The sequence below is a fragment of the Variovorax nivicola genome, from assembly GCF_051216475.1.
In the GTDB taxonomy this organism is placed as follows: domain Bacteria; phylum Pseudomonadota; class Gammaproteobacteria; order Burkholderiales; family Burkholderiaceae_C; genus Variovorax.
In genome coordinates, this window is the sequence record NZ_JBPJZK010000005.1 from 358,718 (window position 1) to 371,634 (window position 12,917).

General features: G+C 66.5%; 16 protein-coding genes and 2 tRNA genes. 15 read left to right on the plus strand and 3 right to left on the minus strand.

The window, feature by feature from the left end; genetic code table 11:
• The first annotated feature begins 39 nt into the window (after window positions 1–39).
• Genes ACSFBF_RS21955 through ACSFBF_RS21995 form a run of 9 tightly spaced genes read left to right on the plus strand, consistent with a single transcriptional unit; the run spans window position 40 to window position 8,966 of the window.
• Window positions 40–1,203, plus strand: coding sequence for an ABC transporter substrate-binding protein (locus ACSFBF_RS21955; protein WP_258350608.1), 1,164 nt, complete (start codon window positions 40–42; stop codon window positions 1,201–1,203).
• A 34-nt stretch (window positions 1,204–1,237) separates the two neighbouring features.
• Entirely contained in the window at window positions 1,238–2,293 is a 1,056-nt protein-coding gene (locus ACSFBF_RS21960; protein WP_093049773.1) for a branched-chain amino acid ABC transporter permease, read from the plus strand.
• Window positions 2,290–4,077, plus strand: a complete 1,788-nt coding sequence (locus tag ACSFBF_RS21965) for a branched-chain amino acid ABC transporter ATP-binding protein/permease (protein ID WP_435470644.1) — start codon at window positions 2,290–2,292, stop codon at window positions 4,075–4,077. The genes ACSFBF_RS21960 and ACSFBF_RS21965 overlap by 4 nt, the downstream gene beginning before the upstream one ends.
• Window positions 4,074–4,805: an ABC transporter ATP-binding protein gene (locus ACSFBF_RS21970; RefSeq protein ID WP_007831224.1), complete on the plus strand. Its 732-nt coding sequence runs from the start codon at window positions 4,074–4,076 to the stop codon at window positions 4,803–4,805. Before ACSFBF_RS21965 ends, ACSFBF_RS21970 begins: the two co-directional genes overlap by 4 nt.
• Complete coding sequence (locus ACSFBF_RS21975; protein ID WP_435470647.1) at window positions 4,795–6,384, plus strand: ATP-dependent acyl-CoA ligase; 1,590 nt, start codon at window positions 4,795–4,797, stop codon at window positions 6,382–6,384. Before ACSFBF_RS21970 ends, ACSFBF_RS21975 begins: the two co-directional genes overlap by 11 nt.
• Before the next feature lie 8 nt (window positions 6,385–6,392).
• Entirely contained in the window at window positions 6,393–7,142 is a 750-nt protein-coding gene (locus ACSFBF_RS21980; protein WP_435470649.1) for an SDR family NAD(P)-dependent oxidoreductase, read from the plus strand.
• A gap of 53 nt (window positions 7,143–7,195) precedes the next feature.
• Complete coding sequence (locus ACSFBF_RS21985; RefSeq protein ID WP_435470651.1) at window positions 7,196–7,972, plus strand: SDR family NAD(P)-dependent oxidoreductase; 777 nt, start codon at window positions 7,196–7,198, stop codon at window positions 7,970–7,972.
• Window positions 7,969–8,502 carry a MarR family winged helix-turn-helix transcriptional regulator gene (locus tag ACSFBF_RS21990; protein WP_435470653.1) on the plus strand — a complete coding sequence of 178 codons (534 nt, stop codon included), beginning with the start codon at window positions 7,969–7,971 and terminating at the stop codon, window positions 8,500–8,502. Before ACSFBF_RS21985 ends, ACSFBF_RS21990 begins: the two co-directional genes overlap by 4 nt.
• A 2-nt stretch (window positions 8,503–8,504) precedes the next feature.
• Complete coding sequence (locus ACSFBF_RS21995) at window positions 8,505–8,966, plus strand: acyl-CoA thioesterase (protein ID WP_435470655.1); 462 nt, start codon at window positions 8,505–8,507, stop codon at window positions 8,964–8,966.
• A gap of 7 nt (window positions 8,967–8,973) precedes the next feature.
• Here ACSFBF_RS21995 and ACSFBF_RS22000 read toward each other — a convergent pair whose 3' ends face one another.
• Complete coding sequence (locus tag ACSFBF_RS22000) at window positions 8,974–9,366, minus strand: hypothetical protein (protein WP_435470657.1); 393 nt, start codon at window positions 9,364–9,366, stop codon at window positions 8,974–8,976.
• Window positions 9,367–9,520: 154 nt separating this feature from the next.
• On the opposite strand from ACSFBF_RS22000, the gene ACSFBF_RS22005 reads away from it, so the two are divergent.
• From ACSFBF_RS22005 to ACSFBF_RS22025, 5 genes are all read left to right on the plus strand, one after another.
• Window positions 9,521–9,724: a hypothetical protein gene (locus ACSFBF_RS22005; protein WP_307615795.1), complete on the plus strand. Its 204-nt coding sequence runs from the start codon at window positions 9,521–9,523 to the stop codon at window positions 9,722–9,724.
• A gap of 367 nt (window positions 9,725–10,091) precedes the next feature.
• Window positions 10,092–10,168: transfer RNA gene (locus ACSFBF_RS22010), tRNA-Arg, on the plus strand.
• 37 nt (window positions 10,169–10,205) lie between these two features.
• On the plus strand, window positions 10,206–10,412 hold the full coding sequence (locus ACSFBF_RS22015) for a short-chain dehydrogenase (protein ID WP_435470659.1): 207 nt from the start codon (window positions 10,206–10,208) through the stop codon (window positions 10,410–10,412).
• A 25-nt stretch (window positions 10,413–10,437) separates the two neighbouring features.
• Window positions 10,438–10,511 (plus strand) — tRNA-His (locus ACSFBF_RS22020).
• 51 nt (window positions 10,512–10,562) lie between these two features.
• Entirely contained in the window at window positions 10,563–11,126 is a 564-nt protein-coding gene (locus tag ACSFBF_RS22025) for an HNH endonuclease (RefSeq protein ID WP_093172026.1), read from the plus strand.
• 88 nt (window positions 11,127–11,214) lie between these two features.
• Here the strand turns inward: ACSFBF_RS22025 and ACSFBF_RS22030 are convergent, their stop codons facing one another.
• Window positions 11,215–11,385 (minus strand): hypothetical protein, encoded by a 171-nt coding sequence (locus tag ACSFBF_RS22030; protein WP_176928697.1) that lies wholly within the window; start codon window positions 11,383–11,385, stop codon window positions 11,215–11,217.
• Window positions 11,386–11,659: 274 nt separating this feature from the next.
• Here ACSFBF_RS22030 and ACSFBF_RS22035 point away from each other — a divergent pair, with 274 nt between their 5' ends.
• The gene (locus ACSFBF_RS22035) at window positions 11,660–12,070 is read left to right on the plus strand and encodes a hypothetical protein (RefSeq protein ID WP_435470662.1); all 411 of its coding nucleotides are present in this window, start codon (window positions 11,660–11,662) and stop codon (window positions 12,068–12,070) included.
• Between the two features lie 27 nt (window positions 12,071–12,097).
• Here ACSFBF_RS22035 and ACSFBF_RS22040 read toward each other — a convergent pair whose 3' ends face one another.
• Window positions 12,098–12,916, minus strand: a complete 819-nt coding sequence (locus ACSFBF_RS22040; RefSeq protein ID WP_435470664.1) for an SDR family NAD(P)-dependent oxidoreductase — start codon at window positions 12,914–12,916, stop codon at window positions 12,098–12,100.
• Between the last annotated feature and the right edge of the window lies 1 nt (window position 12,917).

The window sequence follows — 12,917 nt, forward strand, 5'->3', positions numbered from 1 at the left end:
CCACCTGTCCATTCCAACAATCCTCACCGGAGCTACGACATGAAGAGCCTGATGCAGATCCTGACGCGCGGCACCCTCGCCGCGGCGCTGACCGCCTGTGGCATAGCGAGCGCCTTCGCGGCCGACCTCAAGGTCGGCCTCAGCGTGTCGCTGTCGGGGCCGAACTCCTCGCTGGGCGTGCCCTATGCCAAGGGCATGCAGGCCGCGCTGGCCTACAAGGGCGAGGTGAACGGCCGCAAGATCCAGCTCGTCGTGCTCGACGACGGCTCCGACCCCACCACGGCAGGGCGCAACGCGCGCAAGCTGATCGAGGAAGAAAAAGTCGACGTGCTCATGGGCACATCGGGCGTGCCGGCTGCCATCGCGATGGCGCAGGTGGGCAAGGAGGCGAAGACGCCGATGATCGGCCTCACGCCCATCCTGCTCGACCCCAACGAGAACCCGTGGGTGATGACCGTGGCGCAGCCGACGCAACTGATGATCGATGCGGTCGTCGAGCGCATGAAGCGCAACAACGTGAAGACCGTTGGCTACATCGGCTTCTCCGACGCGTGGGGCGACTTGGTCTACGACGCGTTGATGAAGGCCGCGCCCGGTGCCGGCATCAAAGTGGTGAGCAACGAGCGCTATGCGCGTGCCGATGCCTCAGTGACGGGCCAGGTGCTGAAGATCGTGGCGCTGCGGCCCGACGCGGTGATGACCGGCGGTGCCGGCACGCCGGGCGCGCTGCCGTTCCTTGCGCTGCAGGAGCGCGGCTTCAAGGGCGGCGTGTACGGCCAGCACGGCCTTATCAACCCCGACTTCGTGCGCGTGGTCGGCGCGGCCGGCCAGAACGCGCTGATGCCCACAGGCCCGGTGATCGTCGCCGAGCAGCTGCCGGACAACTACCCGACCAAGAAGATCGCGACCGACTTCCGTGCCGTGTTCCAGAAGGTCAACAACGCACCGACCAGCGATGCCTTCTCGGCCTATTCGTTCGACGGCTGGCTGGTGTTCGTCGATGCCGCCTCGCGCGCCATGAAGAAGGCGGAGCCGGGCACGCCGGAGTTCCGCGTGGCGCTGCGCGATGCCATCTTCAGCACGAAGGAAGTGGTGGGCACGCATGGCGTCTATACCTTCAAGCCCGGCAGTCTCTACGGCGTGGACGAACGCGCCCGCGTGATCGTCAAGCTCGACAACGGCCAATGGAAGCTCGCACCTTGAACCTCTCGCCTTTGCTTTTCCGGAGGGCTGCGCGATGACATGGGACGTGGCGCTGATTCTCCTCACCGACGGCCTGGCCAACGGGGCCGTCTATCTGCTGGCCGGGCTCGGGCTGGTGTTGATCTTTTCCGTCACGCGGGTGGTGTTCGTGCCGTTCGGCGACATCGCGGCCTTTGCGGCCCTGTCGCTCGCGGCCTTCGAAACCGACCGCGTGCCGCCGACCATCGGCATGGTCGCGGTGCTGGCCGCGCTGGCCCTGGCCACCGAGATCGGCAGCCTGCTGCGTCGCGGCGAAGCCGCGCGCATTCCGAAGGCGGTGCTGATGTGGGGCGTGCTGCCCGCCATTCCGTGCGTGCTCGCATGGCTGGCGGCGCGGCCGGGCGTGCCGGTGGCGGTGCACATCGCGGTGGCGGTGCTGCTGGTGGTGCCGATCGCGCCGCTGCTGGCGCGGGTGGTGTTCCAGCCGATCGCGGATGCATCGGTGCTGGTGCTGCTGATCGTGTCGCTGGCGCTGCACTTTTTGCTGTCGGGGCTGGGCCTGCTGTTCTTCGGGCCCGAGGGTTCGCGCACCACGCCGCTGACCAGTGCGGTGTTCACGCTGGGTGACGGCTTCACCGTCAGCGGGCAGGTGGTGCTGATGGTGGGAGCGGCCATCGTACTGAGCGGGCTGTTCTTCCTGGTGTTCGAGCGCACGGTGGCGGGCAAGGCGCTGCGCGCCACGGCTGTGAACCGGGTGGGCGCGCGGCTGGTCGGCATCCGGCCGGTGCGCACAGCGCTGCTGGCGTACGGCTGCGCCTCGCTGCTGGCGGGGCTGATCGGCGTGCTGATCGCGCCGGTGACGACGATGTATTACGACTCGGGCTTCATCATCGGCCTGAAGGCTTTCGTGGCCGCGATCATCGGCGGACTCGTGAGCTACCCGATGACGGCCATTGGTGCGCTCGCGGTCGGTGTGGTGGAGAGCTTTGCCTCGTTCTGGAGCGGTGCGCTGAAGGACGTGATCGTGTTCAGCCTGCTGATCCCGGTGCTCATGCTGCGGTCTTTCATGGCCACACACGCCGAAGAGGAAGAAGACGAGGTGGACCAATGAACGCCAACCGAAAACGCGTGGGCTGGATCGGCCTCGTGGTCGTCGTGCTGGCACTGGTGCCGGTGCTGGCGGGCAGCTTCACCGTCTCGCTGCTCAACGATATCGGCATCGGCGCGCTGGTGGCGCTGGGCCTCGTTCTGCTGACGGGCGTGGGTGGCGCCACCTCGTTCGGGCAGGCGGCCTTCGTGGGCATCGCGGCTTATGCCACCGCATGGCTGACGACGGCGCAGGGCATGTCGCCCTGGATCGGGCTGCTGTTCGCGCTGCTGCTCACCGGGCTGTCGGCGCTGGCCATCGGCATGCTCACGCTGCGGCTCGGCGGGCACTTCCTGCCGCTGAGCACCATCGCTTGGGGGTTGTCGATCGCGATGCTGTTCGGCAACGTCGATGCGCTCGGGCGGCACACGGGGCTGTCGAACATTCCGGCGCTGCAGGTCGCGGGCTGGTCGCTGGCCGATCCGCGCGCGATGTACTACCTGATCTGGGTGGTGGTCGGGCTGGCCTGCCTGTTCAGCCACAACCTGCTGCAGTCGCGGCCAGGGCGCGCGATTCGCGGGCTGCGCGGCGGTGCGACGCTGCTGGCGAGCGTGGGGGCGGATGCGTACCGCGTGCGGCTCTCGCTGTTCGTGACAGCCGCGCTGTTCGCGGGGCTGGCGGGCTGGCTCTATGCGCACATGAATCGCTTCGTGAGCCCGTCGCCCTTCGACGTGCGCGCCAGCATCGAGTACCTGCTGATGGCTGTGGCCGGCGGTCTTGGCCAACTGGGGGGCGCGCTGGTGGGCGCCGCGCTGGTGCTGGTGCTGAAGAACGGCCTGCAGGACGTGCTGCCGATGCTCACGCAGCGCGCCGGCCAGCTGGAGGCCGTGGCCTTCGCCGCGCTGTTCATCCTGCTGCTGCACTTTGCGCGTGGCGGCGTGATGGGGCTGTTGCGCCGCTGGACGCGCCGTCGCGGTGCTGCGCAAGGGCCGTCGCGCCATGAAGCGCCGCCGGTCGAGCCCCTGACGCATCGCACGCTGCCCCAGCGCGGCTCGCAGGTGCTGTCTGTGAACGGCGCGGTCAAGCGCTTCGGCGGGCTTATCGCGGTCAACGACGTGAGCTTCGATGTGAAGGCCGGCGAGATCGTCGGGCTGATCGGGCCGAACGGCGCGGGCAAGTCGACCATGTTCAACCTGCTGACCTGCACGCTGCCGATGAGCGCGGGCCAGGTGCGCTTTCTGGACCACGACATCGCCGGCATGCCGCAGCGCGAGGTGGCGCGGCTGGGGCTGGCGCGCACCTTCCAGCACGTGAAGCTGCGCCCGCACATGAGCCTGCTGGACAACGTGGCGCTTGGCGCGCATTCGCGCACGCGCTCGGGCATCCTGAAGGCGGGGCTGCGGCTCGATCGCATGGAAGAAAGCCAGATCCTGCAGGAGGCGCAACGCCAGCTCGACCGCATCGGCCTGGGCGACCGCGCGCACGAACTTGCGGGCAGCTTGCCGCTGGGCACGCAGCGCATCCTGGAAATTGCGCGCGCTCTGGCCGCCGACCCTGTGCTGCTGGTGCTCGACGAGCCGGCCGCCGGCCTGCGCCGCAAGGAAAAAATGGCACTCGGCGATTTGCTGCGCAAGCTGCGCGAGGAGGGGGTGACCATCCTCATCGTCGAACACGACATGGACTTCGTGATGAAACTGGTGGACCGACTGGTGGTGATGAACTTCGGCTCCAAGCTCGTGGAGGGCGTGCCGTCGGCGGTGCGCGCGGACGAGCGTGTGCAAGCGGCTTACCTGGGGAGCGTTGTATGACCGCGATGCTGGAGATTGGCGACTTGCACGTGTCGTACGGACAAGTCGAGGCGGTGCGCGGGGTATCGCTGGACTTGCAGCCTGGGCAGATCATTTCGGTGATCGGGCCGAACGGCGCTGGTAAGACGACATTGCTGGCGGCTGCCATGGGCCTGCTGCCCTGCAAGGGCACGCTGCGTTTCGAAGGCGAAGACCTGCAGGGGCTGGACGTGGAAGCGCGCGTGGAACGTGGGCTGTGCCTCGTGCCCGAGAAGCGCGAGCTGTTCGGTGAGCTCACCGTGCTCGACAACCTGCAACTCGGCGCGTACGCCAAGCGGCTGCGTGGCGATGCGATGAAGAAGCGGCTGCAGTCGGTGTACGACCGCTTTCCGCGGCTGGCCGAACGGCGCTCGCAGCGCGCAGATACGCTGTCGGGCGGCGAGCGGCAGATGCTGGCCGTGGGACGCGCGCTGATGTCGGCGCCGCGTCTGCTGATGCTCGACGAGCCCAGCCTGGGTCTGGCGCCGCTGATCGTGCGCGACATCCTGACCATCGTGCGCAAGCTGCGGGAAGACGGCGTGTCGATTCTGCTGGTGGAGCAGAACGCACGCGCTGCGCTCGAAAGCTCGGACGAGGGCTATGTGCTGGAGACGGGCGAGATCGCGCTGTCGGGCGCTTCGGCCGAGCTGGCGAGCGATCCGCGGGTGCAGGCGACTTATCTGGGCGGAGGCACGCACGATGACGAGTGATCCGCGCGCCGTGCCGCCTGCCCAGCGCACGCTGCCGGCGATGCTGCAGCGACAGGCCGAGCTGTTCGGCTCGCGTGCGCTGCTGCGGATCGCTGGGAGCGAGTGGACCCATGGCGATGCGGCGTGGGCTGCCGCTGTGCGTGCAGGCGCGTTGGCGGCGGCCGGTGTGGCGCGTGGCGATCGCATTGCGGTGATGTGCGGAAACCGCATCGAGTTTCTAGAGAGCTTTCTCGGTGCGGGCTGGTTGGGGGCATCGATGGTGCCGGTCAACACGGCATCGATGGGGCCGCAGATCGAATACTTCCTGGCGAACAGCGAAGCGAAGCTGCTGGTGATCGAGGCGGGCTTTCTGGAGCGACTGGTCACGGCGGATTTGGCGCGCACAGCGTTGCGAGAGGTCTGGGTGGTTGGTGAAGCGGCATCCAACGCGTGGCGAGCGCCTGAAGGTGTGCGCGTTGTGGCGTATCCCGAGAGCGGGGAGTCCATCGAACCGGCGACGGTGCAGCCCGGCGACCCGCTCGCGATCCTCTACACCTCCGGCACGACAGGGCCGGCCAAGGGCGTGATCTGCCCGCACGCGCAGTACTTCTGGTGGGGCGTGAACAGCGCGGAAGTGCTCGGCGTCGGCGCCGACGATGTGCTGTGCACCACGCTGCCGCTCTTTCACATCAACGCGCTCAACACCTTCGCGCAGGCCGCGCTGACGGGCGCTCAGGTGGTGTTCGAGTCGCGCTTCTCGGCATCGGGCTTCTGGCCGACGATGCGCTCGAGCGGGGCGACGGTGGTGTATCTGCTGGGCGCGATGGTGCCGATCCTGCTCGCGCAGCCGGAAGGGCCCGGTGAACGCGATCACCGCGTGCGCATCGGGCTGGGGCCCGGCGTGCCGTCCGCAGCTGGCATCGCGTTCAAGGCGCGCACAGGCGTGTCGCTACTCGAAGGCTACGGCTCGACCGAAACCAACTTCGCCATCGCCACCGCGCCGAATTCGCCGCGCGGCGGTGTCATGGGCTGGCTGCGCCCGGGCTTCCAGGCATGCGTGGCCGATGAAGACGATGTGGCTCTGCCAGCCGGCGAGGCTGGCGAACTGCTGCTGCGTGCGGACGAGCCGTATGCCTTCGCGAGCGGCTACTTCAACATGCCGGAGAAGACGGTCGAGGCTTGGCGCAATCTCTGGTTTCACACTGGCGACCGCGTGGTGCGCGATGCCGACGGCGCATTCCGATTTGTCGACCGCATCAAGGATGCGATCCGTCGGCGCGGCGAGAACATCTCCTCGTTCGAGGTCGAGCAGGTGTTGCTGAGCCACCCGGGCGTGGCCTCGTGCGCGGTGTATCCGGTGCGCTCCGAACTGGCTGAGGACGAGGTGATGGCGGCGTTGGTGGCGCGCGAGGGCGTGTCGATCGATCCCGCCGAGCTCGCGCGCTTTTGCGAAGGGCGCCTGCCGTACTTCGCCGTGCCGCGCTACATCGATGTGCTGGCCGACCTGCCGCGCACGGAGAACGGCAAGGTGCAGAAGTTCAAGCTGCGCGAGCGCGGCGTGGGGCCGCAGACCTGGGACGGCCGGCCCGCGAGGGCCTGAGGCACGACATGACGAGCGCAGCGCTGCTCCCGCTTTCAGGACGCGTGGCGTTCGTGACGGGCGCGGGGCAAGGGTTGGGAGCGGCCATTGCGCGTGGGCTGGCGGAGGCCGGGGCGCGCGTGGCCCTGGCCGATATCGAGCTTGCGAATGCCGAGGCCGCCGCGGCAGAGGTCGGCGGGCTCGCCTTGCAACTCGATGTGCGTGACGAGGCGGCGTTCTCCGCTTGCTTCGACAAGGCCGTTGCACATTTCGGCGCCGTCGACGTCATGGTCAACAACGCGGCGCGCACGCCGACCACATCGCTCTGGGACATCACGCCTGAAGAGTGGGATGACGTGCTCGCCGTCAACCTGCGCGGCAGCTTCTTCGGCTGCCGCATTGCCGGGCGGCACATGCGCGAGCGCGGCGCGGGTCGCATCGTCAACCTGACGTCAATGGCCGGGCAGCAGGCCAGCACCGCGACTGGCGCGCACTACGCAGCGAGCAAGGCCGGGTTGCTGGCACTGACGCGGTCTTTCGCGCAAGAACTCGCGCCGCACGGCGTGACGGTGAATGCGCTGGCCCCTGCGGCGATCCGCAGCCCTGCGCTCGACGCCATGGAGCCTGCGAAGCAGTGGGCGCTGCGGGCGGGCATTCCCCTCGGCCGCTTCGGCTTGCCCGAAGAGGTGGCCGCAGCCGTGGTCTATCTCGCTTCCCCAGCAGCCGCCTTCATGACGGGTGCCACGCTGGACCTCAACGGCGGCCGTTTCATGCGCTGACAACCCTGGCCGGCGCACTCCGTTAAAATGATTCAGAACTAAAACATTCAGGTATGCAATCAAATTCACTCACTGGCCGCCACGCGCTCGTCACGGGCGCGGCACGCGGCATCGGCGCCGAGATCGCCCGTACCCTGGCCGCCGAGGGCGCTGTCCTGACGCTCCTGGGCCGTGACCGTGAGGCGCTGCAGCGCGTGGCCGATTCGCTCGCGGGCAGCGGGCATGGCGTCGTGGCTGCCGACGTGGCCAGCCCCGAGGCGGTGCAGGCGGCGTTCGCCGAGGCCCGCGCCGCGCGGGGCCCGGTCGTTGTTCTCGTCAACAACGCTGGCGCGGCAGAGAGCGCGCCCTTCCTCAAAACCTCGTTCGAGCTCTGGCAACGGATGCTGTCGGTCAACCTCACCGGCAGCTTCCTCTGCGCGCAGGCGGCATTGCCCGACATGCTCGACACCGGCTGGGGTCGCATCGTCAACATCGCTAGCACGGCGGGGCAAAAGGGCTATGCCTACGTGGCGGCCTACACCGCGGCCAAGCATGGCGTGATCGGGCTCACGCGCTCGCTGGCGCTCGAGGTGGCGCGCAAGGGCATCACGGTGAATGCCGTGTGCCCGGGCTACACCGACACCGACATCCTGCGCAACAGCGTCGCCAACGTGGTCGGCAAGACCGGGCGCAGCGAGGCCGATGCACTGGCGGAGTTTTCCAGCGTCAATCCGCAGAAGCGGATCGTGCAGCCGTCCGAGGTGGCCGATGCCGTGCGCTGGCTGTGCGGGCCTGGTGCGGCGTCGGTCACCGGGCAGTCCATCTCGGTTTCAGGGGGAGAAGTGACATGACACGCAACAACGATGCCTCGCACGCCGCGCTGAGCGATGCGGAAGAACTGGGTCACGAAGCCCGCGCGGGCCACGAGGACCACGCGATGCTCAAGCTGTGGCTGCGCATGCTGGCCAGCACCACGCAGATCGAGGCCGAGATCCGGCGCCGGCTGCGCGAGCGCTTCGGCATCTCGCTGGCGCGCTTCGACTACATGGCGCAGCTCTACCGCTACGAGGACGGCCTGAAGATGCGCGTGCTCTCGCGCTACCTGATGGTGACCGGCGGCAACGTCACGGGCCTGACCGACGAACTCGAACGCGAAGGCATGGTGGCGCGCGCGCCCAGCCCCGACGATCGCCGTGCGTGGATCGTGAGCCTCACGCCCACGGGGCGCCGCACCTTCGAGACGATGGCGAGCGAGCACGAGCAGTGGATCCTCGAGATGTTCTCGGGGCTCGACATGAAGACGGTCAAGCAGCTGCACACGCAGCTTGGCCTGCTGCGCGTGCATGTGATGCGCGGCGAGCCGTCGGGCGAGGAGGGCTGAGGATGAGCGACGACACGCACGTCGATCTGGCGGCTGCGAGCAACGAGTTCCGCAGGCCACGGCTGATCCGGTTTTCGGATTGCGACCCGGCGGGCATCGTTTTCTATCCGCAGTACTTCGTGATGCTCAACGGGCTGATCGAGGACTGGGTTAATGAAGGCTTGGAACTCAGCTACCACGGCCTGGTGGCGCAGCGCCGCATCGGCCTGCCGACCGTGAAGCTCGATGTCGACTTCCGCGCCGTGAGTCGCATGGGCGACCAGGTGCTCCTCGGGCTCACGGTGCAGCGGTTGGGCTCGCGTTCGATGACGTTGGCGGTGCGCTGCTTCAGTGCCGCGACGGGCGAAGTGCGCATGCAGATGACGCAGGTGATCGTGACGACTTCGCTGGAGACGCATCGCGCCATTGCTATTCCGGACGACATGCGCGCGGCCATCCTGCGCAACGCGCCGGAGCTGGGCTGAGCTTTATTCAGGTCGCAGGCTCGTTGCTGGCAGCGTCCTGTGCGCGCTTCTTCAGCCAGCCACTGAGCTCTTTCTTCCCCTTGGCATTGGCCGTGCGCCATGCCTCGCGCGCGGCGGCAATGAAGCGCTCTTCTGCCGCATCGGGCACCTCGGAAGGGCGATCTTCCTTGTCGAGCCAGCCCAGCTCCACGTTGCAGTGCCGCTCGATCTGCCGTGCCAGGTTGTCGCCGATGGGCCGGGAACTCTTGATCTGGCTCCACATGCTGGGGGAGATTTCGATCTTCTTCGCAAACGCCTGGTCCAGCCCCTTGGCGGGCAGGCCCGCGGCAACGGCCTCTTCGAGAAAGCGGCGGTGCAGCGCGAGAGCATTGCGGCGGCGCGCGACGGTGATATTGGGCACTGTTCAAAAACAACAACAAGACAAAAAAAGATTGTCCCGGTTGTTGACGCACTCGTAAACACTATTTACAGTTGCCCTCAATCGCGGCCCAAAGCCGTACCCTTTTTCCAACCCTTTACAGCCGACAGCGGCAATTTTTGACTCAGGAACCATCGTGAACACCGCATTGAACCTCACCAGCATTCGACCCGCCTCGGGCCGATCGCTCGTGCGCGTCTGGGCGTGTGGTGGTTTCGACGGCATGCCGTCGTTCCGACTGAATCAGCACCAGAGCCACGTGTATTCCACGAAAGCCGCAGCCAGCCTGCGCGTTGGAAAAATCGAGGATCAGGTGCTACCGGGTGGAGGTTGCGCATAAGCGCACACCTTCCAAGCTCTCTCATACAGAGGCCCGGACACCGCAAGGTTCCGGGCCTTTTTGTTTTTGGTTTCTTGTTTGCCATTTCGGGTGTGCCTTCACCACACCGCCAGAGCCCACCGCGTAGACGGTCTGGCGGGATGTGCAGGAATTGATCTCTCCTGTGCAGCGACGTCGTACGGGGCAGCGCCCAGCGCGCTGCCCGTCGCGTGAGGACACAACCGAAATGGAAAGCGGGTCACCGTTTTTTTTTGAACAACACCGAACCCGAGCGGGACCGGGCCATTGCAGATGGCCCTCCTGCGGAAACCGGCCGCAAAGATTGGGCGGCGCCGGAACTCGTAACCGGACACTTTTTGTTTTTCGACCCGCGTTAGCTCAATGGATCAGAGCACTTGCCTACGAAGCAAGGGGTTGCACGTTCGAGTCGTGCACGTGGGGCCATTTCATTGTTCAGCTGTCACACAACCAAGGAGCCATCATGCGCAAGCGCAACACCCCGATCCGGATGATCACCGTGCGCCCGGCACAACCGCGCAAGCGCATGGTGCTGGCCCTGGCCCAACGCTTCGGCATCGTGACCGATGCACGCCGCGCGAACGAATGCGCGCCGGCGTCGCCGGGTCGCGAGGCGCCGCTCGAAGGCCTCGATCTCGACCAGCGCGTGCGCGCGGTCGGCGAGTGGTGAGTCGGCTGCTCGTCTTTTTCTTATGGTGCACGTAGCTCAACGGCAGAGCCGCGGGTTGTGGTCCCGCTGACGACGGTTCGATTCCGTTCGTGCACCCCATGGCTTCATTTCATTCAACCTCACAACCATCGCCGCGAAAGGAGGCGAGTCATGCACCCTCACGTCCTGCAACTCGATATTCAGGGCACGCCGCAAGCCTGGATTTCGCTGGAGCAGGCGGTGTTGCACTACGCGACCGGCTCGGTCGCATGGGAAGACGGCGACCTGCCGCTGGCCACGCTGCGCGGCGGCTTCAACGTGGCGCGCGGTGTGCAGTCGCGCGTCGAAGTGGCGCCGATCATCGCGCTGCGCGGTGCGTCGAAGATCAACCTCTTCGACGTGATTCCGAGTGTCACCAAGAGCAAGCTGCTACGCCGCGACCGCCACACCTGCGCCTACTGCGCGGGCGTGTTCCACGAGCGCGACCTGCAATGCGAACACGTGCTGCCCGAGTCGCGCGGAGGCCCTTGGACTTGGACCAACCTCGTGAGTGCATGCGCGGTCTGCAACAACCGCAAGGCTGCGCGCACGCCGGAGGAAGCGGGCATGCCGCTGGTCTACCTGCCTTATGTGCCGAGCCGCTATGAGAACTTTCTGCTTGAAGGCCGCAATATCCGTGCGGACGTGCACGAGTGGCTGGCCAAGCGGCTGCCCAAGGGCTCGCGGCTTCAGTGAGAGCTGGGCTGTGACCTTGACCCATGCCCATGAAAAAAGCCCGCTGTCTTCCGGACGGCGGGCTTTTTTTCGCGTGGAGGATCGGTGGTCAGCGCCCGAAGAAGCGGTAGGCGATCAGGCCTGCGGCCGCCAAGCCACCCACGACCGCGAGGATCACCTTGGTGGCACGACCCGAGCCGCGCTTCGAGCGCGGCCAGTGGTCTGGCCCGATCAGGTCGATGGGGACGGTGGGTTTGCCTATGTCGGACGCCTTTTCCATGGGAGGAAATATAGCTCACGCCCGAAGCGGGGTCCGAGGCAGGTCACATTCTGTGGCCTCCGAACATCGTCATTGGCCCTGGCTGCGGCCGGACAAAAAAATACCCGCATGAGCGGGCCGAACGAGCTTTTTGGCTTCGAAGTTGATATCCCTGTGTCTCTTGTTGTTGTGATGCGTGACAGCAGGTACAAGATGCCATGCCCAATGGGTGTCTTTTGCAGGTCGGGTCCGAAGCAGGTTGTATGTGACAGACAAAACCGTGAAATATTGCCGTATGAACAAAGAAATCATTCTCGAAAGTTTGACGCGCGCTCTGGAGAGTTGGGTCCGCAATGCTTCTGCAACGCAGCTCTGGCACGTGCATCAATCGGGCGGTCTAGCAGCCTCCATCGAGGCGGACGAGGAGGTCGTGCAGGTGCGCATCGTCCTCGGCGGCGCGCGCGACGCTTTGTCGGACATCGGCAAGACCGATGGACGACTGCCCGTCACCGAGGCCTTTCTCGGCAGTTCGGCATGGGGTGCGCCGCCGGCACAGGGAAGCCTGGAGCGCGAGCAATGGTTCCTGTCGAGCGAACTGGCGCAGGCACATGCGCGCCAGTACCTGATGGCCGAGGTGGGTGAGCGGCGCGATCTGCTCGAGCGCTGTGTCGACGACTGGATCGCGCGGCAGGGAGCCGCTTCCTGATAGTCCGGCTCACCGCCGGTCCGCAGATCAGCCTTGTGCTCCCTCGGACACGGCAGCCCAGGCTTCCCAGGTCGACATGCGTTGCGAATAGGCCTGTTTCGCGGCGGGCAAGCAAGCCTTTCCAAGAAAGAGTCGCAGCGGCGGCTCCTCTGCATCGACGGCGGCAAGGATCGCCGTAGCCGTGGCAGCCGGATTGCCCAGCGTTCGGGTAGCGCTGAGGGCCTTGATCTTCTGGCGCAGCCCCTCGTAGACGTGCATCGGTTCAGCGTTGATGGCCGAGCTTCCTCGCCAGTCCGTGTCGTAGCCGCCGGGCTCGACGAGCGTCACCTTGATGCCGAAGGCCCCGACTTCCGATGCGAGCGTCTCCACAAGCCCCTCGACGGCCCATTTGGTTGCGTTGTAGACGCCGGCAGTGGGGAAGGTGATGACCCCCGCCACGCTCGAGGTCACCAGGATGTGCCCTCCGCCTTGCGCCCTCAGGTGGGGAAGCGCCGCCTGAATGACCCAGAGCGTTCCGAAGAGGTTGGTCTCGAACTGCGCGCGCGCCTGCGGCTCGCTGCTTTCTTCGATGGTGCCGAACAACGCATAGCCGGCGTTGCTGACAACGACGTCGAGTCGGCCGAAGCGAGCAACCGCCGCGTCCATCGCTGCGAACACTGCGTCGCGATCCGTGACGTCGAGGGACATTGGCAGCACGGCGTCGCCGTACTTCGCCGCCAACGGCTGTAGCGCCTCCATGGAGCGGGCCGTTGCCACGACCTTGTCGCCGCGTTCCAGCGCCGCCTGCGCCCATGCGCGTCCGAGTCCTCGAGACGTGCCTGTGATGAACCAAACTTTGGATGTCATG

What these genes read in the sequence shown, in the direction of transcription:
- ACSFBF_RS21955 (WP_258350608.1), top strand. Translation starts at nt 40, where the DNA reads ATGAAGAGCCTGATGCAGATCCTGACGCGCGGCACCCTCGCCGCGGCG.
- ACSFBF_RS21960 (WP_093049773.1), top strand. Translation starts at nt 1,238, where the DNA reads ATGACATGGGACGTGGCGCTGATTCTCCTCACCGACGGCCTGGCCAAC.
- ACSFBF_RS21965 (WP_435470644.1), top strand. Translation starts at nt 2,290, where the DNA reads ATGAACGCCAACCGAAAACGCGTGGGCTGGATCGGCCTCGTGGTCGTC.
- ACSFBF_RS21970 (WP_007831224.1), top strand. Translation starts at nt 4,074, where the DNA reads ATGACCGCGATGCTGGAGATTGGCGACTTGCACGTGTCGTACGGACAA.
- ACSFBF_RS21975 (WP_435470647.1), top strand. Translation starts at nt 4,795, where the DNA reads ATGACGAGTGATCCGCGCGCCGTGCCGCCTGCCCAGCGCACGCTGCCG.
- ACSFBF_RS21980 (WP_435470649.1), top strand. Translation starts at nt 6,393, where the DNA reads ATGACGAGCGCAGCGCTGCTCCCGCTTTCAGGACGCGTGGCGTTCGTG.
- ACSFBF_RS21985 (WP_435470651.1), top strand. Translation starts at nt 7,196, where the DNA reads ATGCAATCAAATTCACTCACTGGCCGCCACGCGCTCGTCACGGGCGCG.
- ACSFBF_RS21990 (WP_435470653.1), top strand. Translation starts at nt 7,969, where the DNA reads ATGACACGCAACAACGATGCCTCGCACGCCGCGCTGAGCGATGCGGAA.
- ACSFBF_RS21995 (WP_435470655.1), top strand. Translation starts at nt 8,505, where the DNA reads ATGAGCGACGACACGCACGTCGATCTGGCGGCTGCGAGCAACGAGTTC.
- ACSFBF_RS22015 (WP_435470659.1), top strand. Translation starts at nt 10,206, where the DNA reads ATGCGCAAGCGCAACACCCCGATCCGGATGATCACCGTGCGCCCGGCA.
- ACSFBF_RS22025 (WP_093172026.1), top strand. Translation starts at nt 10,563, where the DNA reads ATGCACCCTCACGTCCTGCAACTCGATATTCAGGGCACGCCGCAAGCC.
- ACSFBF_RS22030 (WP_176928697.1), bottom strand. Translation starts at nt 11,385, where the DNA reads ATGGAAAAGGCGTCCGACATAGGCAAACCCACCGTCCCCATCGACCTG.
- ACSFBF_RS22035 (WP_435470662.1), top strand. Translation starts at nt 11,660, where the DNA reads ATGAACAAAGAAATCATTCTCGAAAGTTTGACGCGCGCTCTGGAGAGT.
- ACSFBF_RS22040 (WP_435470664.1), bottom strand. Translation starts at nt 12,916, where the DNA reads ATGACATCCAAAGTTTGGTTCATCACAGGCACGTCTCGAGGACTCGGA.